Origin of the sequence: Amycolatopsis minnesotensis (assembly GCF_039529815.1) — a bacterium.
GTDB lineage: Bacteria > Actinomycetota > Actinomycetes > Mycobacteriales > Pseudonocardiaceae > Amycolatopsis > Amycolatopsis minnesotensis.
Genome location: NZ_BAAANN010000001.1, coordinates 432,169 through 454,083 on the forward strand (window position 1 = coordinate 432,169; position 21,915 = coordinate 454,083).

General features: G+C 71.0%; 22 protein-coding genes. 8 read left to right on the top strand and 14 right to left on the bottom strand.

The features are described 5' to 3' along the window. Positions 1-36 precede the first annotated feature (36 nt). On the top strand, positions 37-948 hold the full coding sequence (locus ABD256_RS01730; RefSeq protein WP_344412568.1) for an SAM-dependent methyltransferase: 912 nt from the start codon (positions 37-39) through the stop codon (positions 946-948). Here ABD256_RS01730 and ABD256_RS01735 read toward each other — a convergent pair. After that, the gene (locus tag ABD256_RS01735) at positions 945-1,724 is read right to left on the bottom strand and encodes an ArsR/SmtB family transcription factor (RefSeq protein WP_344412570.1); all 780 of its coding nucleotides are present in this window, start codon (positions 1,722-1,724) and stop codon (positions 945-947) included. The genes ABD256_RS01730 and ABD256_RS01735 overlap by 4 nt on opposite strands. 65 nt (positions 1,725-1,789) lie before the next feature. On the opposite strand from ABD256_RS01735, the gene ABD256_RS01740 reads away from it, so the two are divergent. The 5 genes from ABD256_RS01740 to ABD256_RS01760 all read left to right on the top strand — a co-directional run bounded on the left by ABD256_RS01740 (position 1,790) and on the right by ABD256_RS01760 (position 6,380). Further along, positions 1,790-2,302 carry a MaoC family dehydratase gene (locus ABD256_RS01740; RefSeq protein ID WP_344412572.1) on the top strand — a complete coding sequence of 171 codons (513 nt, stop codon included), beginning with the start codon at positions 1,790-1,792 and terminating at the stop codon, positions 2,300-2,302. Between the two features lie 244 nt (positions 2,303-2,546). Next, on the top strand, positions 2,547-3,113 hold the full coding sequence (locus tag ABD256_RS01745) for a hypothetical protein (RefSeq protein ID WP_344412574.1): 567 nt from the start codon (positions 2,547-2,549) through the stop codon (positions 3,111-3,113). A gap of 3 nt (positions 3,114-3,116) precedes the next feature. Then, positions 3,117-4,193 (top strand): hypothetical protein, encoded by a 1,077-nt coding sequence (locus tag ABD256_RS01750; protein ID WP_344412576.1) that lies wholly within the window; start codon positions 3,117-3,119, stop codon positions 4,191-4,193. Continuing rightward, the gene (locus ABD256_RS01755; RefSeq protein ID WP_344412578.1) at positions 4,190-5,389 is read left to right on the top strand and encodes an MAB_1171c family putative transporter; all 1,200 of its coding nucleotides are present in this window, start codon (positions 4,190-4,192) and stop codon (positions 5,387-5,389) included. The genes ABD256_RS01750 and ABD256_RS01755 overlap by 4 nt, the downstream gene beginning before the upstream one ends. After that, on the top strand, positions 5,367-6,380 hold the full coding sequence (locus ABD256_RS01760) for an LLM class flavin-dependent oxidoreductase (RefSeq protein ID WP_344412581.1): 1,014 nt from the start codon (positions 5,367-5,369) through the stop codon (positions 6,378-6,380). The genes ABD256_RS01755 and ABD256_RS01760 overlap by 23 nt, the downstream gene beginning before the upstream one ends. Before the next feature lie 52 nt (positions 6,381-6,432). On the opposite strand, the gene ABD256_RS01765 is transcribed toward ABD256_RS01760, so the two are convergent. The 13 genes from ABD256_RS01765 to ABD256_RS01825 all read right to left on the bottom strand — a co-directional run bounded on the left by ABD256_RS01765 (position 6,433) and on the right by ABD256_RS01825 (position 19,487). Further along, the gene (locus ABD256_RS01765; RefSeq protein WP_344412583.1) at positions 6,433-7,254 is read right to left on the bottom strand and encodes a hypothetical protein; all 822 of its coding nucleotides are present in this window, start codon (positions 7,252-7,254) and stop codon (positions 6,433-6,435) included. 303 nt (positions 7,255-7,557) lie between these two features. Further along, entirely contained in the window at positions 7,558-8,931 is a 1,374-nt protein-coding gene (locus tag ABD256_RS01770) for a class-II fumarase/aspartase family protein (RefSeq protein ID WP_344412585.1), read from the bottom strand. Continuing rightward, positions 8,864-10,828: an FAD/NAD(P)-binding protein gene (locus tag ABD256_RS01775; RefSeq protein WP_344412587.1), complete on the bottom strand. Its 1,965-nt coding sequence runs from the start codon at positions 10,826-10,828 to the stop codon at positions 8,864-8,866. Before ABD256_RS01775 ends, ABD256_RS01770 begins: the two co-directional genes overlap by 68 nt. Next, positions 10,818-11,732, bottom strand: coding sequence for an NAD-dependent epimerase/dehydratase family protein (locus tag ABD256_RS01780; RefSeq protein ID WP_344412589.1), 915 nt, complete (start codon positions 11,730-11,732; stop codon positions 10,818-10,820). The genes ABD256_RS01775 and ABD256_RS01780 overlap by 11 nt, the downstream gene beginning before the upstream one ends. Before the next feature lie 2 nt (positions 11,733-11,734). Beyond that, a complete protein-coding gene (locus tag ABD256_RS01785) occupies positions 11,735-12,244 on the bottom strand; it encodes a hypothetical protein (protein WP_344412591.1) in 510 nt (169 codons plus the stop codon). Beyond that, positions 12,241-13,935 (bottom strand): class I adenylate-forming enzyme family protein, encoded by a 1,695-nt coding sequence (locus ABD256_RS01790; RefSeq protein WP_344412593.1) that lies wholly within the window; start codon positions 13,933-13,935, stop codon positions 12,241-12,243. The genes ABD256_RS01785 and ABD256_RS01790 overlap by 4 nt, the downstream gene beginning before the upstream one ends. Further along, positions 13,932-14,537: a hypothetical protein gene (locus ABD256_RS01795; protein WP_344412596.1), complete on the bottom strand. Its 606-nt coding sequence runs from the start codon at positions 14,535-14,537 to the stop codon at positions 13,932-13,934. Before ABD256_RS01795 ends, ABD256_RS01790 begins: the two co-directional genes overlap by 4 nt. Then, entirely contained in the window at positions 14,534-15,676 is a 1,143-nt protein-coding gene (locus ABD256_RS01800; RefSeq protein WP_344412598.1) for a beta-ketoacyl-[acyl-carrier-protein] synthase family protein, read from the bottom strand. The genes ABD256_RS01795 and ABD256_RS01800 overlap by 4 nt, the downstream gene beginning before the upstream one ends. Further along, positions 15,666-15,929, bottom strand: coding sequence for a hypothetical protein (locus ABD256_RS01805; protein ID WP_344412600.1), 264 nt, complete (start codon positions 15,927-15,929; stop codon positions 15,666-15,668). The genes ABD256_RS01800 and ABD256_RS01805 overlap by 11 nt, the downstream gene beginning before the upstream one ends. Continuing rightward, positions 15,926-16,198: an acyl carrier protein gene (locus ABD256_RS01810; protein ID WP_344412602.1), complete on the bottom strand. Its 273-nt coding sequence runs from the start codon at positions 16,196-16,198 to the stop codon at positions 15,926-15,928. Before ABD256_RS01810 ends, ABD256_RS01805 begins: the two co-directional genes overlap by 4 nt. Positions 16,199-16,225: 27 nt before the next feature. After that, positions 16,226-17,596 (bottom strand): class I adenylate-forming enzyme family protein, encoded by a 1,371-nt coding sequence (locus ABD256_RS01815; protein WP_344412604.1) that lies wholly within the window; start codon positions 17,594-17,596, stop codon positions 16,226-16,228. Beyond that, positions 17,596-18,672, bottom strand: coding sequence for a 3-dehydroquinate synthase II family protein (locus tag ABD256_RS01820; protein ID WP_344412607.1), 1,077 nt, complete (start codon positions 18,670-18,672; stop codon positions 17,596-17,598). The genes ABD256_RS01815 and ABD256_RS01820 overlap by 1 nt, the downstream gene beginning before the upstream one ends. Further along, positions 18,669-19,487 carry a 2-amino-3,7-dideoxy-D-threo-hept-6-ulosonate synthase gene (locus ABD256_RS01825; protein WP_344412674.1) on the bottom strand — a complete coding sequence of 273 codons (819 nt, stop codon included), beginning with the start codon at positions 19,485-19,487 and terminating at the stop codon, positions 18,669-18,671. Before ABD256_RS01825 ends, ABD256_RS01820 begins: the two co-directional genes overlap by 4 nt. Positions 19,488-19,821: 334 nt before the next feature. Between ABD256_RS01825 and ABD256_RS01830 the strand changes: the two genes are divergently transcribed. Further along, complete coding sequence (locus ABD256_RS01830; RefSeq protein WP_344412609.1) at positions 19,822-20,427, top strand: flavodoxin family protein; 606 nt, start codon at positions 19,822-19,824, stop codon at positions 20,425-20,427. After that, complete coding sequence (locus tag ABD256_RS01835; protein WP_344412611.1) at positions 20,424-21,911, top strand: MFS transporter; 1,488 nt, start codon at positions 20,424-20,426, stop codon at positions 21,909-21,911. The genes ABD256_RS01830 and ABD256_RS01835 overlap by 4 nt, the downstream gene beginning before the upstream one ends. Positions 21,912-21,915: the final 4 nt, after the last annotated feature.

Genomic DNA, 21,915 nt, shown 5'->3' on the forward strand with positions numbered 1-21,915 from the left:
AGACCAGACCGGGACCACCGAAAGCCGGGGAAGACCATGACATCGAGCAGGTACGACGGGGATACCTGGGACCTGGCGTCCAGCGTCGGCGCGACGGCCACCATGGCCGCGATGGTCAGGGCGATAGCGACCCGCGCGGATCGTTCGCTCATCGACGACCCGTTCGCCGAACCGCTCGTCAGGGCCGTCGGCGTCGACATCCTCACCCGGCTGGCGGCAGGCGAGGTGGTTCCCGACGGGTTGGTCGGGCAGATGACGATCGACGTGGCCAAGGTCCGCGCCAAGTTCTACGACGAGTTCTTCCTCGACGCGACGAACGCGGGCATCACGCAGGTCGTGATCCTGGCCTCGGGGCTGGATTCCCGCGCCTACCGGCTCCCGTGGCCGTCCGGGACCGTGGTGTACGAGGTCGACCAGCCGCAGGTCGTGGAATTCAAGACCAGCGCGCTGGCCGGGCTGGGCGCCGCACCCACCGCGGACCGGCGCGTGGCCGCGGTCGATCTGCGCGAGGACTGGCCGGCCGCGCTGCGCGCGGCCGGATTCGACCCGCGCCTGTCCACCGCGTGGAGCGCCGAAGGCCTGCTGGGGTACCTGCCACCCGAGGCGCAGGACAGCCTGCTGGACACCATCACCGAACTCAGCGCGCCGGGCAGCAGGGTGGCCACCGAAAGCAGGCCCAATCCGCGGCCTGGCGAGGAGGACAAGACGAAGGAAAGCCTGGACCGCGTCTCCGAACGCTGGCGCGCGCACGGTTTCGACCCCGGCATGACGAGACTGCGTTATTTCGGCGAGCGCAACGAAGCGGCGCCTTACCTGGCCGACCGAGGCTGGGCGCTGAACGGAACCACCATCCGGGAGCTGTTCGCCGCCAACGGCCTTCCGTCACCGGGGCAGGACGACCTGAGCATGGGCGACTGGCGCTACGTCAGCGGCGCACTACTGGACTAGCAGCTCCTCCCGCGACCACTCGCCGGGTCCCGGAGGACCGCACTGTCCTGTTCGGACTGATCATCCCGTGGTGCCTGCCTCCCGTCGGCAGGCACCACGACGCCCAGATCCGCCAACCGGTTCGCGCCGTCCGCGGTGAGGGTCAGCGACCGGTCACGGGGACGGCGGGTGAGCCAGCCGGCCCCGAGCACCGCCGTCAGCACGGCGGAGCCGAGGCGGCCGGCGAGGTGTGCGCCGCGCTCCGTCCAATCGAGACACCCGCGGACGGCAGGACCCGTGCCGGGGGGAAGGTCGCCGATCGCCAGCGCGGCCAGCAGCGGGTGCTCCAGTGTCCGGAGCACGCCGACGCGGCCAGGAGTGAGCGGTTCGACCGCACCACCGGTGACCAGTTCGTCCGCTAGCGATACCGCGAGCGCGCCGCCGAGGTGGCTGTAGCAAACCCTGGCACGTTGCAACCTGCTCCCGGCCCGTGCCTGGCGCAACGACTCCACCGGCAGCAACGGGGAGATCGCGGCCAGCGCCTCCAACGCCGTGGCGACATCCGGCGACGCGAGTGAATGCAGCTTTCGCCGCCCGCTGACCGTCACCGACACCAAACCGGCCTCGACGAGGTGGCGCAGGTGCGGGCTCGCCGACGAGGGCGAGACACCGGCCGCTTCGGCGAGGTCCCGTGCGCCGTGGGCCTGGCCGTCCAGCAGGCGCAGAAGCATCGCCGCGCGGGCCGGTTCGGCGATCGCGCGCCCGGTGGCGGCGAGGTCGTAGTCGGCGGTGGGCACTCCGCCGACGGTAGCGGACGAACTGTTCGGGCTCGGCTGAACCGTCCCGGTGCGATGCTGCGTCCATGACCTCCGACACCACGAGCACCCGCGCGCTGGGCGCCACCGATTTCACCGCGCCCATCGGCGACCGCCACTTCGAGGACTACACGCCGGGCGCAACTTACGAGTACGGCCATCTCACCGTCGCCGAGCAGGAGATCGTCGAGTTCGCCAGCCGGTTCGACCCGCAGCCGATCCACACCGACCCCGGGTTCGCCGCGACCGGGCCGTTCTCGGGGCTCATCGCGAGCGGCTGGCATTCCGCGGGCCTGCTGATGCGCCTCTTCGCCGACCACTACCTCTCGCGGGTGGCCAGCCTCGCCTCGCCCGGAGTGGACGAGCTGCGCTGGGCGGCACCGCTGCGCCCCGGCGACACGGTCCGGCTGCGGGTCACGACCACCGGCACGCGGCCGTCGAGGTCCAAGCCGGACCGGGGACTGGTGCACACCGACGCCGCGCTGCTCAACCAGGACGACCGGTGCCCGATCAGCTTCAAGGTGACGAACATCCTGCGCCGCCGGGGCGCGGAAGGGTGACTCGCGGAGGCGCGGGGAGCAGTCCGGCGAACCCCCACCCGTCGGACTGCTCCCACTTGCCCGCGTAGCCAACGGAGTGTTGTCAAGAGCAGCTCCGCCGCTGGAGCGAAACAATACAAGATAGATTGGCCGTTTCGCTACGCTGAGACGTAATATAGTTTGAATTGGTCGCGCCGCATTGACGCTGACCTGGGATGGCGCCACGCTGGCAAGTGGGCCAGCAACGCCGAACTGGAGAGCCGACATGACGAACGACCGGGAAAACACCCCTGCGGCGGTGCCGCGCACCTTGGGTGATCGGCTCAATCGTCTGTTCGAGGTACAGCGTCCGCCGACTGCGCCCGACCGGACGTACACCAACCGGGAAGTGGTCACGGCCTGCAAGGCGGCGGGATGGGAGCTGTCGGAGTCCCACCTCAGCGAACTACGGCGCGGGATCAAGCAGAACCCGACCCTGCGCACCCTGCAGGCGGTGGCCTGGTTCTTCGAGGTCCAGGTCGGGTACTTCACCGACTCCGCGGTCGCCGCCGACGTGGAACGCGATCTCGGTGACCGCGAGACGCGGCTGCAGGCCACTCTCGCCGCGAATCGCCAGGCACAGGACGAACTGCAGACGGCCACCAAGGAGCTGCAGCAGGCGATGCGGGAGTCCGGGGTCACGAAGATGGCTCACCGCGGTGCGGCGATCAACGCGAGGACGGCTCGCGAGCAGGCCACGATGATGCGGGCACTGGCGCGTGCGCTGGTCGCCGATGACGAGGAGGACGTCGACGATGACACCAGCTCGCACGAGAGCCGACGAAAGGACTGACGTGTGACCGCCGCCGAGGGGGTGGCGGATCGGCTGAACTGGCTGTTCGAAGTAGTCGCGGCACCCGTGCGCACCACAGACACCGCAGCCGATCGGGAAGACGCCGACGGGCCGTACTGGCGCCCGTACACGAACGCCGAAGTGGGCGACGCGATCGCCCGAGCACTGGGCTCGGACGACCCGGCCGCGGGCCGCGCCGAGGTCGCACGCCTGCGCGCGGGCGGGCAGGGCACCGCCGAGCAGCTCGCGGCGGTCGCGGACTTCTTCGGGATCGCACCCGAGTTCTTCGGCGACGACCAGGCCAGCGTGGACGCCGTCCGCGACCAGGTCCTCGACCTCGCGCTCCGCGAGTCCGGGGTGTCAGGGTACCTGATCTGCCGCGGCCGGGCGCCGTCCGCCGCACACCGCAGGGTCCAATTGCGGAAGGCACTACACACCGTCCGCCCCACGGCGATACCCTCTGTCAATGTCACGCCAAGCCACTCCCGGCGGTCTCCCGAGGACCGGCGCGACGACCAGCCATTACCCGGCGGCGCCAACCAGGACAGCGGACCATCGATGACGGCACCGATGAGCGAAGCGCGGCTACGGGCGCTCTGCCGCGACCTGGTGCACGATCTCGGCCTCGGCACGCCGTTCGACCCGGACGAACTGTGCCGTCGCCTCGCCGACCGCCGCGGCCGCCCGATCAAGGTCCGCGCGATCGATCTCGGCGCGACGACCGGTGTCGGGCACCTCGTGCCCAAGCGCAGGGCGGACCACATCCTGGTCGAGCGCACCGCGCCGGCGTCGCAGCAGGCACTGGTGATCTACCACGAGGTCATCCACCTCGTCCGCGACCACCTCGAGGTCGGTGACACCCTCACCTGCGGGCTCGCCGTCCCCGACAGCGACACCGACGACGACCGTCACGGCGCCTACACCGACTGGCGCGAGCGGGAAGCCGAGATCGGCGCGCGGGCGCTGTCGGCGATGTCCCGCGAACGCCCGCGCCCCAACCGGTTGCCGGTGGCGGCGGGCGCCGCCGATCAGAGCATCGCCGCGGCGTTCGGGTTCGTCGGGCGGTACAAGTCGTCATGAGCCTCGACCTGGCGGTGCGGTGGTTCAAGGGGATCGCGCTCGTCGCCATCGCGATCTGGGAACTCGTCCAGCTCGCTCGCCGTCGCGACGACCTCCCGCTGCGGGTGCTCGCGCCAGGTCTCGTGCTCCTCGCCTTCGCGGCGACCGTCGGCATCAAGACGCCGGCGCTCGCCGCGGTCAAGGCGTTCTTCGGCGCCGCGTGGCCGCACATCATCAACGGCTGCTGGATGGGGATGGCGTACTGCTTCGCCGCCTACTTCCTGCTGGCCGACACCGAACGCGCACTCGCCGTCCGCAAGCGGAAGGCGCTGATCGAACTCGGCGTGCTCGTCGCGGCCATCACCATCATGGTCGTCGTGCACGACACCGCGCCGCCCGCGACCTGGCGCTCCCCCGTTCCCGCGTGGGCGTACCACAGCTGGGAACGCATCGTCTACTACCTCAGCCTCGACGGGTACGCGCTGGTCATCTGGTTCGTCGGGATCAGCCGTGCCAGGGCGCTGCGCCGTCATCTCCACAACCCGTGGGCGCGCGCCGCGTTCTGGCTCGTGATCGTGGGGAGCGCCGGGATGGCGCTCGGCGTCAACGCGATTTCCCTGATCCAGCAAGCCATTCGCGCGTTCAAGCCGCGCGCCGATCTCGAAGCCTTCCACACCATGTACTCGACGGGGCAGCTCGGCGGCCAGATCCTGCTGACGCTCGGCCTAGCGCTCGTCCCGCTGGCTACGGGGGTGGTCGCGCTCCGGGCACGCCACGACCGCGTGCTGAGGGCGCGCTACAGCCGCCGGATGACTCCACTGTGGAGGGTGCTGACCGCGCGGTTCCCGTACATCGCGCTCGAGCACCAGCGCGACGACGACCGGCGCGGCGACCACGAGTTCGAGCGGGTCACGGTGGAAATCACCGACGGGCTCGCCGAACTCGCCCGGGACTGCCCCGAACCCGGCGGCGACATGTCCGATCCCGCCGTCGCGGCCGGGATGGTCGCGACCGCGCTCGGCAGGCACGAGGAGGCGCGGCGGCGGGAGGCGGCGGGCGAGGACGTCGAGGGCGCTGAGCCGCCCTATCCGCGGATCGAGCCCGACTTCCCGGACTGGCAGGCAAGGGCGCGGTGGATGGCCGAACTGAGCGAGGAGCTCACGAACCGCGGTGTGCTCGGGAAGGATGGCGACCATGGCCGGGTGCCGTCGCGCTGACGTGCGTGTTTCCGTGCTGGACACCTCGCCGATCGTGCAGGGCTCCAGCGCTCGCCAGGCGCTGGAGAACACCGTCGACCTCGCCGTGCTCGCCGATCGCCTCGGGTACCACCGGTACTGGGTCCCCGAGCACCACAGCATGCGCGGGGTGGCCAGTTCCGCGCCCGCCGTCGTCGTGGGCAGGCTCGCCGACGCGACGCGGTCCATCCGGGTCGGCGCGGGCGGCGTGCTGCTGCCCAACCACGCGCCGATCGTGATCGCCGAGCAGTTCGGCACGCTGGCCGCGTTCCATCCCGGGCGGATCGACCTCGGCCTCGGCAGGGCGCTGGGTGGCTCCAAGGACACCGCCGAAGTCGTCCGCAGCACGGCCGAGCGCACCGCGAAGGACTTCTCGCAGCAGCTCGAAGAACTGATCCGCTACTTCGAGCCGGACGAGGACCAGGTGGTCAAGGCGGTGCCCGCGATCGGGAACGTGCCACCGATCTGGGTGCTCGGATCGAGCACGGCCAGCGCGCGGCTCGCCGGTTCCCTCGGGCTCGCCTACGCCTTCGCGCACCACCTCAAGCCCGACGCCACGCCGGAAGCGATCCGGCTCTACCACGACTCCTTCGCCCCCACCGGCAGGCTGCGCGAACCGTCCACTTTGGTCAGTGTGTCCGTCATCGCGGCCGACACCGACGAACGCGCCGAATGGCTCGCGGGGTCGACCCGGTTGAAGGTGCTCAGCAGGGTGCGCGGAAACCGGATCCGGCTGCCGAGCCCCGAGGACGCCGCGGCGTACCCGTACACCGCCTCCGATCGCGAGGAGATCGCCGCGCGGTCCGGCAGCGTCCTGACCGGTTCACCGGAAACCGTCCGGAAGCTGCTCCAGGCCGTGCTGGACGACACCGGGGCCGCCGAGCTGATGGTGACCACCCCGGTCTACGAACACCGCGACCGCCGCCGCTCGTACGAGCTGGTCAGCGAGATCGCCAGCCTGCTCCGGCCTTGAGCAGGGCTCAGGATTCCCCGGCGGCTCCGGCTTCTCGCCGAAGAGCGCCATCTCATGGTCGCGACGAAGTCCGGGGCGAGGTGATGGCCGTGGCCTCCTTCGGCGGGCACGTGAACCCCACCGCGGGTTGTTGGTGAACGTCGTAGATCCTGCGACGTTGCGTGTCGAAGTACTGTGCGACGAACATCGGCTGGACTCCCGCGTTGTCGCAGTTGAGGACTCGGACTTTGAGGGTGATCGTGACCGTCTGCCCCGGATCGAGCTGCCCTGGAGCGAAGCACACCGCGTTGTAGATATCTGGGACTTCGTCGTCGATCGGTTCATCGTCGGGGCCGCACGCCGAGTTGACGGCGCCTTCAGGAGCGAGAGCGTTGATGTCGTAATCGAAGATCCCGTAGACCGAATCAGCCGGATTTTCGCCCTCATTGGTCAAGGTCCACACCACGCTGGTGTTGCCGTCCTTGTCCGTGACAGCGGGGTTCGCAACCACTGTTCCCTTGACGACGGGAGGCTTCGGCGGAGGCGCCGGCGGGTGCAGTGGCTTGTTCCGCTGAAAATGGTCGCCGTCCACCCAGAACCCTGATTTGTCCTTGTAGAAGTACTTGTACTCCTTGTTCAGGTCGAGGACCCATACCGTCTGCCACTGGTACAGGGCATCTCGCCGGTACCAGCCCTCCACGACGTCCACCACCTCGATACATTCACCGGGGCGCCAGTTACCGGCGGGTCCCAGTTTAGTCCCGTCGACGGAATTGAACCGGTAACCATCGGACTGGTCGCACGCATCAGCCTGGACGGCGGACGCGGGCGGTGCCGACGTCATGGCCGCCACCAGTAACGCGACAACGCACATGCTGCGAATACCTCTGGCCATGGCCAGTCACCTACCCGCTCATTGAGGAACACGAACGCTTCCAGTAGCCGCGATGCGGGGCGTGGCTGGCAACAACCCAGTGCCGAGACTACCCAAGCGTGTGAGGAACTCTCATGAACGGCGCCACCGAATAGGGCGACATCGTTCACCCCCGCGAGGTCGGCGACAAGCAAGACTGACCTTTGGTCAGAACGACGGCGACTTCGCCCGCATGCGGTACCCGAGCCGCGCAGTGTTCACAGCCCGATGTCGTGGGCACAGCCCGGATAACGAATGCTGGCCCGCTTACGGAGAAATCCGCGATCAGGGGCGCTGTACGCGGTAGCGCGCGAGTACCCGGTCGACGAGTGCGTCCGAGGCGCCGACGTACTCGCGCGGGTCGAGCAGCTTGCCGTCGGCGAGGAGGTCGGCGAGCTCCGGCAGTGCCGCGACGACCGCCGCGAACGGTTTCCCGGTGGAGTCCGCTTCGATCGCGGCGTCGGTGAGCAGCTTCTTGGCCGGCGCCTTGCCCAGTACCGGGGCGAGTGCGACGTTGAGCCGTTCGGCGACGATCGCGCCGCCGGTTCGCGCCAGGTTTTCCGCCATCCGCTCCGGGTGCACGACCAGTCCCGCGCACAGCTCGGCCGCGGTGTGCGCCGCGCCGCCGGTGAGCCGGAGCGCTTCCCGCACCGACTGCCACTCGGCGTGCCACGCACCGCCAGGGCGTTCGTCGTCGGCGAGCATGCTCTGCGCCAGCACGAGCGCGTGGGACGGGACCTGGCGCGCGGCGGACAGGATCAGCGTGGCCAGCACCGGGTTCCGCTTCTGCGGCATGGCCGACGAGGCGCCGCGACCGGTGGCGAACGGCTCGGCCAGTTCGCCTATCTCGGTGCGGCACGACAGCTGGACGTCGAGTGCGAGCTTTCCGAGCGCACCGGTCACGAACTGCGCGACGGCACCGAGATCGGCGATCGGGGCGCGTGCGGTGTGCCAGCAGGTGACCGGTTCGGCGAGCCCGGTCTCCTCGGCGAAGGGCGCGATCAGTTCGGCTCCGCCGAGCGGCAGCGGTGATCCGGCGTCGAGTTCCGCGTACGCCCCGTACGCCGACAGCGTGCCAGCCGCGCCGCCGAGTTCGGCGGGCAACCCGAGTGCCCGCACCCTGGCGAGCGCGTCGAGCACGCCCTGCAGCCAGGTCGCCGCCTTCAGCCCGAAGGTGATCGGCACGGCGTGCTGGGTGAGGGTCCGCCCGGCAAGCACGGTCTCGCGGTGGGACTCGGCGAGCGCGGCGAGGGAGGCGGCGACGGCGGTCAGGTCGTCCTCGATCAGCGCGAATGCGCGTTTCGCCACCAGCATGCACGCGGTGTCCAAAATGTCCTGGCTCGTCGAGCCGCGGTGTACGTACTCCGCGGCGGCCGGGTCGATCTCGCGGACGGCTTCGGTGAACGCGGGCACCAGCGCCACGACGGGGTTCGCCGCGGACCGCGAGCGCACGGCCAGTTCGCGCAGGTCGAGCCGAGCGCTCGCGGCGGCGCTGGTGATCGACTCCGAAGCCGATCCGGGAATCAGGCCGAGCCGTGCCTGCGCCCTCGCCAGTGCGGCTTCGGCGTCGAGCATGGCGCGCAGCCACGCCTCATCGCCGACCACCGATTCGATCGGGGTCCCTGCCCACACCGGGCCGAGGAGACCGCTGTCCGTCATCCGTTCCTCTCCTGTTCTCCCGCGGCAGGCAGCAGTCGAGTGCGGCCCGCGCGATCGCGTCGGCGTCTTCGAGGGTCACCGAGCCGACGCCCGGCCGGATCCCGGCGGCGGTCACCCAGTGCACGCCCTCGGTCGGGATCCCGAACGCGAACCGCGCCGGGTGCGGGCGGCCCCGCCGGTCGACGACCCGGTACGGCCTGCCCGTCACCGCCAGGCCACCGCTTTCGTAGCACCCTGCTTCGCCATCGCGCATACGGTACGGCTGGCAGAGACCGGTCGCCAGCAGGTACCGCAGCAGCGGGTTGTCGCTGCGCCGCAGGTCGACCTCGGGCAGCCGGGCCTCGATGAGACCGGTCACCGGCTCGACACCCGGGTCGGCCGTGCCGGAGCCGACGAGGAAGCACCCGTCCCACGCCGAGGGCGCCACGGTCATCCCGGGGCCGGTCAGCCGCAGCACGCCCGCTTCGACGAGCGCGATCATCTCTTCGATCCTGCGCACCGGCGGGCCGATCGAGGTGAACGCGTTGAGCGGGTTGTACCAGCGTTCCAGCTCGTCGCGGTAGGAGCCGCCGTCGATGCCGCCGTGGTCGACCACGAGCCGCACCTCGTTGCGCAGGTCGCGCAGGACGTCGAGGGCCGCTTTGAGCGGGCTCGCCACGTTTCCGAGCCGCGCTTCGCGCACGTCCTCGCGAAGGTAGCCGAGCAGCCACACCGCGAACTCGTCGGAATCGTCGAAGGTCCTGGCCCCGTACGGGGATTCGATGCGCGCCCAGTCCCAGCGTTCGGCGATGCCGTGCCGCCGCAGGCCCGGCTCCTCGTCGCGGGTGCGGACGAACTCCTCGAGGAACCTCCGCGCGGCCTCCTCCGACACCGCCGAGGCCACCAGCGTCCGGTAGTAGACGGCCTTGACTTCGAGATCGACCAGCGGCCACACGGTTCCGCGGAAGTCGGGCGGGTGACCGGCCGCCGCCCGCCGCCGGAGGTCGTCGATCACCGCGCCGGTCAGGAACAGCGGGACGTGCCTGCCGAACGGGCCCTTCTGGTTTTCCCCTCGGGCGTGATACGGCACGCCGCGCCGCGATCCGGCGATCAGCCTCGGCTCTCGCCCCGATGGCCGGTACCGCAGACCGCCGGCGGCGCGCTCGAACACTCCGCCGCGTCCTTCGGTCAGCAGGTGCAGGTAGTCGAAGAAGGTGAGTCCCAGTCCTCTCAACGCGACCCGCTCCCCCGGTTCGAGCACCGAGAGGTCGACGTCCGCGGGATTCGCTTGCGCGACATAGGTGAGACCGTGCGTCCGCGCGAACCGCGCCAGGCGTTCCCGCTCGCCGCCGCCGGTCAGCGGCCCGTGCCCGACCGCGAGCACCACGGCGTCGAGGCCGGCGAGCGTCGAGCCGTCGCGCAGGACGATCACCTGCCGTCCGTCGCGGGTGTCGTCGAGCGCGACGGCGGCCGTGGTGTGCACGGTGATCCGCACGCACGGCGGTGCGCCGCGGCGCAGCCGGTCGAAGACCCAGCGCAGGTAGTGCCCGTAGAACGCCCGCGTCGGGTAGTCGTCCGGGCCGAGGCCCCGCGCCTCGGCGCGCACTCCGTCCGGGCAGGCGCCGGGAAACGCGCCCGCTGCCACCTGCGTGGCCCATTCGTGCAGGCTCGGCCCCCGCACGATCGGGCCCGCGCACGGCACGCTTTCGTCGGTGAACATGCTGACCTGCGACGCGACGGTGTTCATCAGCAGGCCTTCGTGCTGCCTGGTCCGCCACACCCTGCCGGGGCCCGGCGGGAACTCGTCGACCACGTGCACCGACACCGGCTGACCGTCCACATTGGCCAGCAGGCGTTCGAGCACCGAGGTGCCCCTCGGGCCGGCGCCGATCAGGCCGATCCGCAGCTCAGCGGTCATCGCCCGCGATCCCCCTCCGCCAGGTCGGCCTGGCAGGCTTCCAGTTCAGCGCCTGGCGCGCGCGGTCGTTGGCCGCGCCGCGCAGCGCGGTGAGCTGGTGGGCGCCGAACCAGCCGTGCAGGCGTTCGGCCAGTTCGGCAGGCACCCGGCGCGGCTCCGGCCCGCCGAACGCCCTGGCCAGCTCGGGCGCCCAGACCTCGGCTTCCGCCGGGTCGTCGTCGGTGATGTTGAACGTTCCGCGCACGTCACCGGCGTCGCCGACGGCGGTGACCGCGGCCAGCGCCGCGTCCTCGACGTGCACGAACGACGTGATCCCGCGCGCGACCTCCGGCAGCCGGAAGCGCCCCGCCGCGAGCGCGGCACCGACGGCTCCGCCGGGGTGGTACCAGGTGCCGCGGCCGTAGAGCGTGCCGTACCGCAGCACCACGCCCGCCACGTCCTTCGCGTGGAGCACGAGCCGTTCCAGTTCCGCCACCGCGGAGACGGTGCGCGCCCAGCCCTCGTCCGGGGCGTCGAGGTAGAGCGGCGCGTCCTCGTCGCCGACCGGGTCTCCCACCGGCGCGGTGGCGAACGCGATGCTCTGGGCGACGAACCGGTCGGCGCCCGACTCGCGGGCGGCGGTGAGCAGGTTCGCGGTTCCCTCGGTCCGCAGCCGGGCCGTCGTCTCCAGGTCGTGGCCGCGCAGCGCGGAAAGCTGGTGGACGATCGCGCGCGGTTTCGCGGTCAGCACCGCGGCGTGCACCGCCTCCCGGTCCAGCGCGTCGGCGAGCACCACGTCGTCGGCGCCGATGACGCCGGACGCCGGGTTCCGCACCATCGCGGTCACGTGGTGTCCTCGTGCCCGCAAGAGCGGCACCAGGCTCCGGCCCAGCACCCCGCTCGCGCCCGCGACCAGTACTCGCACCGCTACTCCCCTTTCCGCATCAGGAGACGGCATTCGGCGTCGCCGTGCCGGAGGCAGCTCGTGGCGCAGTTCTCGGTGAGCCGCACGCCGAGCCCGGCGGACCAGCCCGCGTGGATGCCGGTGCACGGGCATTCGTAGCCGTCGAGGGAACCGGCCATCCGCACCATCGTCACCGCGAAGTTGCGGCGCATGGTGAGCTCGACGAGATCGTCGCCCGCCACCGAGATCGCGCCGTCGCGCAGCTCCGCGGGGAACATCGCGTCCGAACAGGACTCGTACCGGTCGCGGAGTTCGTCGATGTCCCCGGGTGGCTTTCCGCCCGCGCGTTTCCGGACGAGCCTGCCGACGTGTTCGGCGACGTACCGCATCGCCTCGGCGTTGATCTCGTTGGCAGCCTCGTGCCCGAAGCGCTTCGCGACGCCCTGGTACCAGCGCGCGTCGTGCAGCCACCACTGCCGGTATACGTCCATAGTGGACACCGTGGACGGCTGCGCGCGGTCGATCGCGGTCATGCCGGGCTCCCCGCGGCGCGCTCGTCGAGCAGGCGTGCCCGGAACCGCTCCCGCATCTCCCGCTTGAGGACCTTCCCGGTGGCGCCCTTGACGACGTCGGCGGCGTCCATCCGAAGTGCCTTGGTCAGTACCGGGAACCCGTACGTCGTCAGCACTTCGTTCACCGTCACGGTCCACGCCGCGTCGTCGCGCACGTCGGTGGCCTCGGCGGCGACCTGGAGCAGGACGTAGGCGTCACCGACCCCGTCGCCGTCCCAGTCCGCGCGCACCCCGTCGGGGGCGACCGCGACGACCGTGCAGTCGGCAAGCTCCGGCAGCTCGCGCAGGAGCAGTTCCTCGGTCCTGGTGCTGAACACGATCCCGGTGCCGGTCCTGATCGCGTCCGGCGCGCGGTCGAGGTGGTAGAACCGGCCTTCTTCGTCCTGGTAGGACAGATCGCCGGTGAGCCAGTAGCCGCCGAGCCGGAGCCGGTGGAAGGTCAGCGAGTCGTTCCAGTACCCGGGTGTCAGCGTCGGTGACTTCACGCCGAGCCTGCCGACTTCACCCGGCGGCAGCGGTTTTCCGTCCTCGGAGAGCACCGCGGCCTGCGCGAAGCTCATCGGCTTCCCGATGCAGCGCCCGTAGGCGGAGCTGCCCGGCTTGTGTCCATTGTGGAAGATCGAATACCCGGTCTCGGACGAGCCGAGGCCGTCGGTGAACACCGAGCCCGCGACGCGGTGCCGCTTCAGGTCCTTGCCGACGGTCTCGAAGCTGCCCTGCGCGATGAGGGCGCGGACGTGCGCTTCATGCGCGGCGTCACCGGTGTTGTACCAGGCCTCCACGGAGGACAGGTCGCGTTCGGACAGATCGTGCGCCGCCATCTCGCCGTAGGTGCCCGCGAACGCGAAGATGGTGGTGGGCTTGAACTCCTCGGCCGCGTCCAGCACGTCCCCGCCGCGCTGGCTGGAGAGCAGGTACACCGGCGACCGCAGCAGCAGGCCGAACATCAGCACCGACATCGCCGCGTTGTGCGAGCCGGGCAGCGCGACGAGCAGGCGGCCCATCGCGGACCCGACGGAAAGCTTGAGCCGGTGCAGCTGCGCGTAGAGCAGGGTCTCGTGGGTGTGCGGCACCGCCTTGGGCATCCCGGTGGTGCCGGAGGAGTGCGAAATGATGATCGGGTCGGTCCGGTCGTGCGAGTACGGATAGCCCTCGGGCAGCGGCTGCCGCGCGTCCGCGCCGATCGCGCCCGCGGTCGTGCCGAAGGTCAGGTTCAGCGCGTCGAGGTAACCGTCGAACACGGGTGCGTGGGCCTGGTCGGTGAGCACGCCGACGGCGCCCTGCCGCCGCACGTACTCGCGGGCGATCTCGGGGCGCAGATTCCCGTTGACAAAGGACGGGATCGCGCCGAGCGAGGTCAGCGCGAGGAAGTTGATCGCGAACTCGGTGCTGGAGTAGGTGTGGATCGCGACCGGGTCGCGCGGGCGCACACCACGGGCGTGGTACCAGCTCGCATAGGTCTCGACCACCTCGTCCAGCTCGCCGAGGGTGAGCACGCCCGGCGAGCCGCCGCCGGGCGCCTGCCAGGTGCCGTCGGTCCAGAGCACCCGCTCGTCCATCGGCCTGCCGTACGCCTTGATCCGGTGCAGCACGTTGCCCGCACCCAGCTCGGTGTCGGCGATGATCCGCGCGCGTTCGTCCTTGCCGATCACGGTTGTCCTCCTTGGTGTCCACGAACTTGCGCGTACTCGCAAGTGTTCGCCATTGCCAGCAGCCCGGGCAGTCCCGCTTCGGGTGGCACCGCGGGCGGCCCGTCGCCGGCCGGCCCCAGCAGCAGTGCCACCGCGACGTCCTCTGCCTGCGGTTCGGTGCCGAGGACGTGGTGCGCGGCGGCCGTCCGCGCGGTGGCGGCCAGTTCGATCCCGATGAGCAGGACCTGGTCCAGCTCGTCGCCGTCGAGCAGCAGTTCGACGAGCTGGAGCGGGTCCTCCGTCGTCGACACGGACAGCAGCGGCCCGGAGATCCCGAACTCCGCGCTGAGGTAGCCGAGGATCGCGTTGGCCGTCGCCTGCATGAACAGCAACGCGTTGTGCGGTTGCCCGCCGACGAGGAGTTCGCTGGCGAGATCGGTGGTGCCGCTGTCGCCGAACACGCTCACCAGCACCATCCCGGTCCGTTCCCCCGGTACCGTGCTCGCGGTGAGGCAGCGCGCGGCGACCTGGTTCACGAGCGGGTTGAACGGTGATTCGATGAACCCGCTGACCTGCTCCGCGCCCGCGTCGCCGATCGCCGCGGCGAGCACCCCCGGTTTCACACCTGCTCCAGCACGAGTGCGGTGTTGGCGCCGCCGAACGCCGCGTTGACGCTCAGCACCCGCCGCAACGGCGCCTCGCGCGCTTCGTTCGGCACGTAGTCGAGGTCGCACGCGGGGTCGGGCTCGGTGAATCCCGCGGTCGGCGGCACGATGCCGGAGCGCAGCGCGGTCAGCGCGATGACGAACTCGACGGCGCCCGATCCTTCGAGCAGGTGCCCGGTGCTCCCCTTGGTCGAGCTGATCGGCACGGCCGCCGCAGCGGGGCCGAACAGCTCGTGGAATCCGCGTGTTTCGGCGATGTCGTTGTGCTTGGTGCCGGTGCCGTGGGCGTTCACGTAGTCCACGTACCGGGCGCCTGCCCGGCGCAGGGCGAGGCGCGACGCCGCTACGAGCCCGCGCGCTTCGGGATGCGGCCTGGCCACGTGGTGGGCGTCGGAGGCCATTCCCCATCCGCTGACCCGCGCGAGCGCGGGCGCGCCCCGGCGGTGCGCGGCGTCGGCGGATTCGAGCACCACGGCCGCCGCGCCGTCACCGAGCAGCAGCCCGGAACGCCCGGCGCTGAACGGGCGGAGCGTGCCGTCCTTCGCCAGTGCCCAGCCGGAGTCGAACTTGGCCTGGTTCTCGACCTCGACGAGGTACCCGCCGGCGCAGATCGCGCTGTCCACCCTGCCGTCCGCGATCAACGCGCACCCGGTGGCGATCGCGGTGGCCGACGCGACGCACGCGTTCGTGAACGCGTACTTCGGCCCTCGCGCGCCGAACCGCGTCGCCAGCGATTCGGCCAGCGCGGCGGGCACGGTGTCCGCCACGCCGTCGGCGTCTTCGCCGCCCGAACGCCAAAACCGGGTCACCGCGGTGAAATCGCCCGCGGTGCCGAGGAGCACGGCCGTTTCGCCCCCGGCGGGCAGGTCCGCCATGCCCACCGCGGCGTCGGCGACTTCGCGGAGCGCGCCCGACAGTGCCGGGGTCTCGGTGTCGTCCGGTACGGCGGCGAACCCGGATCGGAACCCGGTGGTGTCGAACCGCCGAACGCGCCGGAACGAGGTACGGCCCGCGAACACCCCGCCGGTCGCCGCTTCGGGTCCGCTGCCGAAGGCGGTCCGCACGCCGTACCCGGTGACCACGACGTCAGCGGTCATCGCGGTCACCCCGGTGATCCTGTGCCAGCCCTTCGGCGATCCTGGCCGCCGAGGTGGGACCGGTGAAGTACTCAGCGACCGGGTCGGCGGCGATCTCGTGCCGCAGCTCCAGCAGGTGCAGGAACCACACCAGGCCGAGCGAGTCGAGCACGAACTCCACGTCGTCACCGGTCAGCTCGGGGAAGATCTTCGGATCCGACAGCAGATCGCGCACCTGCGCGATGTCCGGCAACGTCCCGGCACGAGCCGTCATGCCGTCGCGCCCCGCTTCGCGACGTCCGCGACCAGTTCGCCGAGGCTCATCGCGCCGAGCGGTTCGATATCGGTTTCGGGGAACTCCACCTGGAACCGGCGCTCCAGGCGCATGGTCAGTTCGATCAGGCTGAGCGAGTCGAGGTCGATCCCGCCGGAGCCGAGTGGCGAACCGTCACCGACCTGGTCCCGGTCGAGCGGCTGTCCCATGTCGGCGGTGATGGTGTCGAGCACGAACGCGCGGATTTCGTCTTCAAGGACAACGGACATCGTGGTTTCTCCTCGGTGGTCGAACGGTCAGGCTGGGACGGCGGCGCGGAGCACTTCGTGGCGGCGGACCACCTTCCCGTTGGAGGTGCGGGGAAGCGCGGCGAGCACCCGGACGCGGCGGGGCAGCTTGTAGTCGGCGAGGCGTTCCCCGCACCAGGTCAGCAGTTCGGGACCGACCACCTCGCCCACGACGTAGGCGTCGATCACCCCGTCGTGCACGACGACCGCTTCGGTCACCCCCGGGTGCGCGCGCAACGCGGCCTCGATCTCACCGAGATCGACCTTGAGCCCGCCGATCACCACGAGCGAATCGCCGCGCCCGCGCAGCCGCACCCCGCCGTCGGCGCCGATCTCCGCGCGGTCGCGGGTGCGAAGCCAGCCGTCCTCATACCGTCCGTCCACTGTGGAGCGCAGGTAGGGTGAGCCGTCGGGGACCATGACCTCCAGTTCGTCCGCGCGCACCCGGATCTCGATACCGGGGGCCGCACGCCCGACCGACGGCCGCATGCGGCCGCTGACGTCCATCGCGATGACGCCGGTTTCCGTGCTGCCGTAAGACTCCCCGACGGCGAACCCGAACTTCCCCTCGAACCGCGCGGCGACCGCGGGATCCATGATCTCGCCGCCGCTGACCGCGCCCCGCAGCGATGGCAGCGACGGCAGTTCGCGCGCGGTGCCGAGCAGTTCGTAGTGGAACGGGGTGCCGAAGAACAGGTGGACGTCGTGCCGGGCGGCGGCGGTGAGCATGTCCTTCGCCGACACCCGGTCCGGGAACACCGCGGTCACGCCGCGCGCGAGCGAGTGCAGGAGCCCGGCGATCAGGCCGAAGCTGTGCGCGGTGGAACTGAGCAGCAGCACCCGTTCACCCCTGGACGGCATGCCCTCGATCCGGGTGAACCGGTCGATCTCGGTGGCGATCGAGGCGGGGGTGCGGCCGATCATCTTCGGCTCGCCGGTCGACCCCGAGCTGAACTGCACCAGCCGGTGCCCGGTGCCAGCCTGCTCCCCGGTGGGATGGTGGCTGGTGCACAGCTCGTATTCGCGCGCGAAAGACGGTGTCGCGCCGGACTGTCCACCCCGGACGGTGAACTGCGGCCTGCCGACGGACCTGATGCCCGCCACCTCGGCGGTCTTGAACCGGTGATCCACCAGCATCACCTGCGCGCCGAGCGACCACAGCGCCAGCAGCGCCTGCACCTGGGTGTAGCTGGGCGGCACCTGCAGCAGCACCGTGCTGCCCTCGCCGATCCCGCACCCGGCGAACACCGCGGCCTCGGCGCGGACCTGCCCGTGCAGGTCCGCGCGCGTGCGCACGTCGTCGCCGTGCGCCAGGTACGGCAGGTCGCCTGGATGGGCGGCGAACAGGTCCTCGATGAGCTGCGCCATCGAACCCGGCATCACGACTCCCGGCAGAACTCGCCGATGGGATAGCCGACGTGGCGCTGGTCGGTCGGCAGGTACCCGAGCAGCTCGTCCCCGAGCTGCAACTCGGTCACGTTGCGCACCTTGGCGCCGGGGCCGAGCACCCGCACGTGCCAGTCGTCCTGCACGGTGAGGCTGACGACGATCCCGTCCGCGGAGTGCGCGGTGATCGTCAGCAGCGGCCGCGACTCCAGCTTGGCGCGCCCGACGACCACGCGCCGGGTCTTCCCGTCCGCGTTGACCGCGAGCGCGGTGCTCCCGGAGCCCAGCTCGCTGAGGTAGTTCGTGCGGTTGTCCGGGCCGAGCACGTAGGAGTGCAGCGCGCCCGCGTTGACGCGGAACGGCCGCGTCGGCATGTAGGGCAGCGGATGGGTTTCGCTGCAGCACAGGATGAACCCGGTCGAGTACGAGCCGACCAGTATCCCTTCGTCCTCGGCGAAATGGGTGCAGGTGTCGACGCACACGCGGTCGCCGAGCCCGTGGTGCTCGATGCGGTCGACGGTGAGCGTGGCGAGGTCGAGCTGGGGTGTCGACGCCTCCAGCAACCGGATCAGGGCGAAGACCTCACCGGCGTCCTTCGGTGCGAGCAGAATCCCCTCCGAGCCGCGCTCGAGCACGTCGACGACGATGCCAGCCTCTTCGAGATCGGCGCAGACGGTCACCAGCCTGCCCGGCGCGCGGTCGGCGGCGGCGAGCACGATTTCCAGCGGGATCTTGGTCGGGTCGGCGAAGTCGACCACGGTGTAGGGCAGCGCGACCGCCGCGTCGCAGGCCAGGCGCAGGGTGCGGTCGTCGACGACCCTGACCAGCGCACCCGCTCCGGTGTCCGATGTGGACAGCCGGGCCAGCTCGTCGGAGGTACCGATCTCGGTGATCTTGATGGTCGCCTCACCGTCACCGACGAGGACGGCGTTGACCGTTGGCGGGAGGGTCTGCAGCAGCGCTGCGTCGTCGGACACCACGCCGTGCGCCTTGGCGTGCACGGCGGCGTCCACCACCGCGGCACGGAGTTCGGGGGCGAGGCCTCGGACGTCGATCCATGCGAACTTCATGCGACACCTGTCGTGACGGAGGAATGGGTGGGGTGGGGAACTTCACCGGACTCGGCCGGCCCGGCGTGCACGACCGCCGCGAGGCGCGCCACCACCGAGGTGGGGTCCGCGGCGGAGAACACCCGGCGGCCGACCGCGAGCCCGGCGCAGCCGGCCAGCATCAGCCCGGCCCCGTACGCGACCACGTTGGCCGCATCGGGTGGCCCGCCCGCGCCGAGCACCGGGATCGGGCAGCTGTCGACCACCTCGGCCATCCGGTCCGCGGTGACCGTGGTGGAGGTCTTCACGAGATCGGCGCCGAGATCGGTGGCGATGTTCACCACGTGCGAGAGCAGCACGGGGTCGCGCGGATCGGTGATGCGCGGACCGCGCGGGTAGATCATCGCGAGCAACGGCATGTGCCAGCGGTCGCAGGCGTCGGCCACGGCGCCGAGATCGGCCAGTTGCCGCGCCTCGGTGTCCGAACCGATGTTGACGTGCACGCTCACCGCGTCCGCGCCCAAGCCGACCGCGCGTTCGACGTCGCCGACCAGTACCTTGGCGTCGACGTCGGCCGCGTGCACGGTGCCCGCGGACAGGTGCACGATCAGCGCGCAGCCGCCGAGCGCGTCCGGCGGGATCGTGCGGGCGCGGCCCTTGTGCACGACGACGGCGTCGGCGCCGCCTGCCACGATCGACCGGATCAGTCCGGCCCAGTCACGACGTCCGGTCACCGGGCCGTCCGAGACGCTGTGGTCGAGCGGCACGAACAGGTACCGTCCGTCACCGGCGAGCGAGAGTCTCCGCAGCCGGAACGACTTCCCGTCGGCGAGCATGGTCACCTCCTGTCACCTCCAGCGGTTTTCTGGGGATGGGCGAACTGCTGTCGGCGCCGAGTCTGCCCGGCGCACGACCGGCCGCACCAATACCGATCGGCCATAATTTTCCGGTTATGCCGCGTTGAGAACCGGCATTTCCCGTGGTCAGGCAGTCGATCGGCGAGCAACGGCCAGTTCGCCCGTTTTGCCTTGCCAGGGGCCACTTCGGCAAGTGGGAGCCGGTTTCTCAATGAAATTGAATTCCGGCACGTTCTGAACTCTTTGAAAGTTATCTCAGGCGCGGCTGCGAAAGTGGCCCCGGACCTGGCAAGCCGTTCCCGAGGAGAGCCACGTGACCCGTTCAGACACCCTCGCCAGGGTCGCCGTCGCCTACCACGGCGGCCGCGGCCACACGGCACGGCTCGCCGATTCGGTCCGGCTCGGCCTGTCGGCCGTCGACCAGGTCGAGGTGACGATGATCGAGGTGGACCGGATCACCACGCCGGACTGGCACGTGCTCGACGACGCGGACGCGATCGTGTTCGGTGCGCCGACCTACATGGGCACCGCGTCCGCGGCGTTCCACGGTTTCGCCGAAGCCAGCAGCCGCCGCTGGTTCACCGGGCGCTGGGTCGGGAAACTGGCGGCGGGGTTCACCAACTCCGGTTCCAAGGCAGGCGACAAGTCCAGCACGCTCGGCTACTTCTCCACGCTGGCCGCGCAGCACGGCATGCTGTGGGTGAGCCTCGGGCTCCCGCCCGGCTGGAATTCCACCAAGGGCGACGAGAACGACCTCAACCGGCTCGGCTTCCACCTCGGCGCCTGCTCGCAGTCCAATGTGGACGAGAAGCCGGAGGCGATGTGCGGGTCGGATCTCGCCACCGCCGAGCACCTCGGCAGGCGCGTGGCCGCCTGCACCCGCCAGTTCGCGGCGGGAAAGCTGGCGCTGCACCCGTGAACACGCTGACCGGGACTCGTGCGCGCGCGACGCTCGCGGTGGCGATCGTCGGGCAGACACTGGTACTGCTCGACAACACGATCCTCAACATCGCCGCCGACATCCTGTCCGATCCGGTGCGCGGGATCGGGGCGAGTTCGACCGAGCTGGCCTGGTCGATCAGCGCCTACTCGCTGATGTTCGCCGCGCTGACCCTCACCGGCGGCGCGCTCACCGACCGGTTCGGCCCGCAGGCGGTGCTGGTCACCGGCCTCACCGTGCTGGCACTGGCCTCGGTCGCCGCGGCACTGGCCACCGCGCCGGTGGTGCTGATCGCCGCCAGGGGTGTGATGGGCGCGGGCGGCGGGCTCGTCACCCCGGCCACCCTCGCGCTCGCCACGTTGGGCGTGCGGCCGGGGTTCCGCGCGAGAGCGATCGCGATCTGGTCCTCGGCCGGCGGGGTCGCGGTCGCGATCGGACCGGTGCTCGGCGGTTTCCTGCTGGCCCGGTTCTCGTGGGGCGCGGTGTTCCTCGTCAACGTCCCGATCGCGGCCGCCTGTGCGCTCGCCGCGCTGTTCCTCGTCCCCAAACTGTCCACATCGGACCGCCGTCCGCTCGATCCCGGCGGGATGGCGTTGTCCGCGCTCGGGCTCGGGGCGCTCGTGTACGGGATCATCGAAGCGGGCGGCACCGCGGGCCCCGCCGCACCGGGGGCGCTGCTCCCCCTGCTCGGCGGCGTGCTGGCACTGGCCGTGTTCGCCTGGCACCAGAAGCGGTCGGCACGGCCGAGCTTCGACGTCACGCTGTTCACGCGCCGCCGCTTCGCAGGCGGCACGCTCGGGCTCCTGCTCGCTTTCGCCGGTCTCGCGGGCCAGCTGTTCTACTGCGCGTTCTACCTGCAGGGCGTGCGGCGGCTCAGCGCCGAACAGGCCGGGTTCGTGATGCTGTCGGCCGCGGCCGGAATCGTGCTGGGCACCCAGCTCTGCACCAGGGTCGTCACCGCCATCGGGTTGCGCGTGACCGTCCTGCTCGGCCTGCTCACCGCGACCGCCACGTTCGCCGTCTACGTGGTCTTCGACGCCACGACCCCGCTGGCCTGGATGGTCGTCGTGCTGTTCGCGCAGGGCGCGGGAACCGGGCTGGTGTTCGCGCCGGTCACCGCGGAGCTGGTGGCCACGCTGCCACCCGGCCGGACCGGGGCGGGCTCGGCGATCGCCACCCTCACCCGGCCGCTGGGCAGCACCATCGGGGTCGCCGCGCTCGGCACCGTGCTCTCCGCCGAGTACCGGACCGCGATCACACCCGCCGTCAGTGGCCTGCCCGCCGAGCTGGCCACCAGGGCCACGGGATCCGCGGAGGGCGCGCGGTCACTCGGCCGCCAGGATCTCGTCGCGGCGGCCGACGACGCCTATCTGCACGCCATGCACGTGACCGCGACGTGGACGGCGGCCGTGTCGCTGGCAGGGTGCCTGGTGATCCTCGGCTGTTTCCGGCCGGAACGGTGAGCGG

What these genes read in the sequence shown, in the direction of transcription:
- ABD256_RS01755 (WP_344412578.1), top strand. Translation starts at nt 4,190, where the DNA reads ATGAGCCTCGACCTGGCGGTGCGGTGGTTCAAGGGGATCGCGCTCGTC.
- ABD256_RS01740 (WP_344412572.1), top strand. Translation starts at nt 1,790, where the DNA reads ATGACCTCCGACACCACGAGCACCCGCGCGCTGGGCGCCACCGATTTC.
- ABD256_RS01805 (WP_344412600.1), bottom strand. Translation starts at nt 15,929, where the DNA reads ATGACGGCTCGTGCCGGGACGTTGCCGGACATCGCGCAGGTGCGCGAT.
- ABD256_RS01770 (WP_344412585.1), bottom strand. Translation starts at nt 8,931, where the DNA reads ATGACGGACAGCGGTCTCCTCGGCCCGGTGTGGGCAGGGACCCCGATC.
- ABD256_RS01730 (WP_344412568.1), top strand. Translation starts at nt 37, where the DNA reads ATGACATCGAGCAGGTACGACGGGGATACCTGGGACCTGGCGTCCAGC.
- ABD256_RS01785 (WP_344412591.1), bottom strand. Translation starts at nt 12,244, where the DNA reads ATGACCGCGATCGACCGCGCGCAGCCGTCCACGGTGTCCACTATGGAC.
- ABD256_RS01820 (WP_344412607.1), bottom strand. Translation starts at nt 18,672, where the DNA reads ATGAAGTTCGCATGGATCGACGTCCGAGGCCTCGCCCCCGAACTCCGT.
- ABD256_RS01810 (WP_344412602.1), bottom strand. Translation starts at nt 16,198, where the DNA reads ATGTCCGTTGTCCTTGAAGACGAAATCCGCGCGTTCGTGCTCGACACC.
- ABD256_RS01825 (WP_344412674.1), bottom strand. Translation starts at nt 19,487, where the DNA reads ATGCTCGCCGACGGGAAGTCGTTCCGGCTGCGGAGACTCTCGCTCGCC.
- ABD256_RS01800 (WP_344412598.1), bottom strand. Translation starts at nt 15,676, where the DNA reads ATGACCGCTGACGTCGTGGTCACCGGGTACGGCGTGCGGACCGCCTTC.
- ABD256_RS01760 (WP_344412581.1), top strand. Translation starts at nt 5,367, where the DNA reads ATGGCCGGGTGCCGTCGCGCTGACGTGCGTGTTTCCGTGCTGGACACC.
- ABD256_RS01745 (WP_344412574.1), top strand. Translation starts at nt 2,547, where the DNA reads ATGACGAACGACCGGGAAAACACCCCTGCGGCGGTGCCGCGCACCTTG.
- ABD256_RS01815 (WP_344412604.1), bottom strand. Translation starts at nt 17,596, where the DNA reads ATGCCGGGTTCGATGGCGCAGCTCATCGAGGACCTGTTCGCCGCCCAT.
- ABD256_RS01765 (WP_344412583.1), bottom strand. Translation starts at nt 7,254, where the DNA reads ATGGCCAGAGGTATTCGCAGCATGTGCGTTGTCGCGTTACTGGTGGCG.
- ABD256_RS01775 (WP_344412587.1), bottom strand. Translation starts at nt 10,828, where the DNA reads ATGACCGCTGAGCTGCGGATCGGCCTGATCGGCGCCGGCCCGAGGGGC.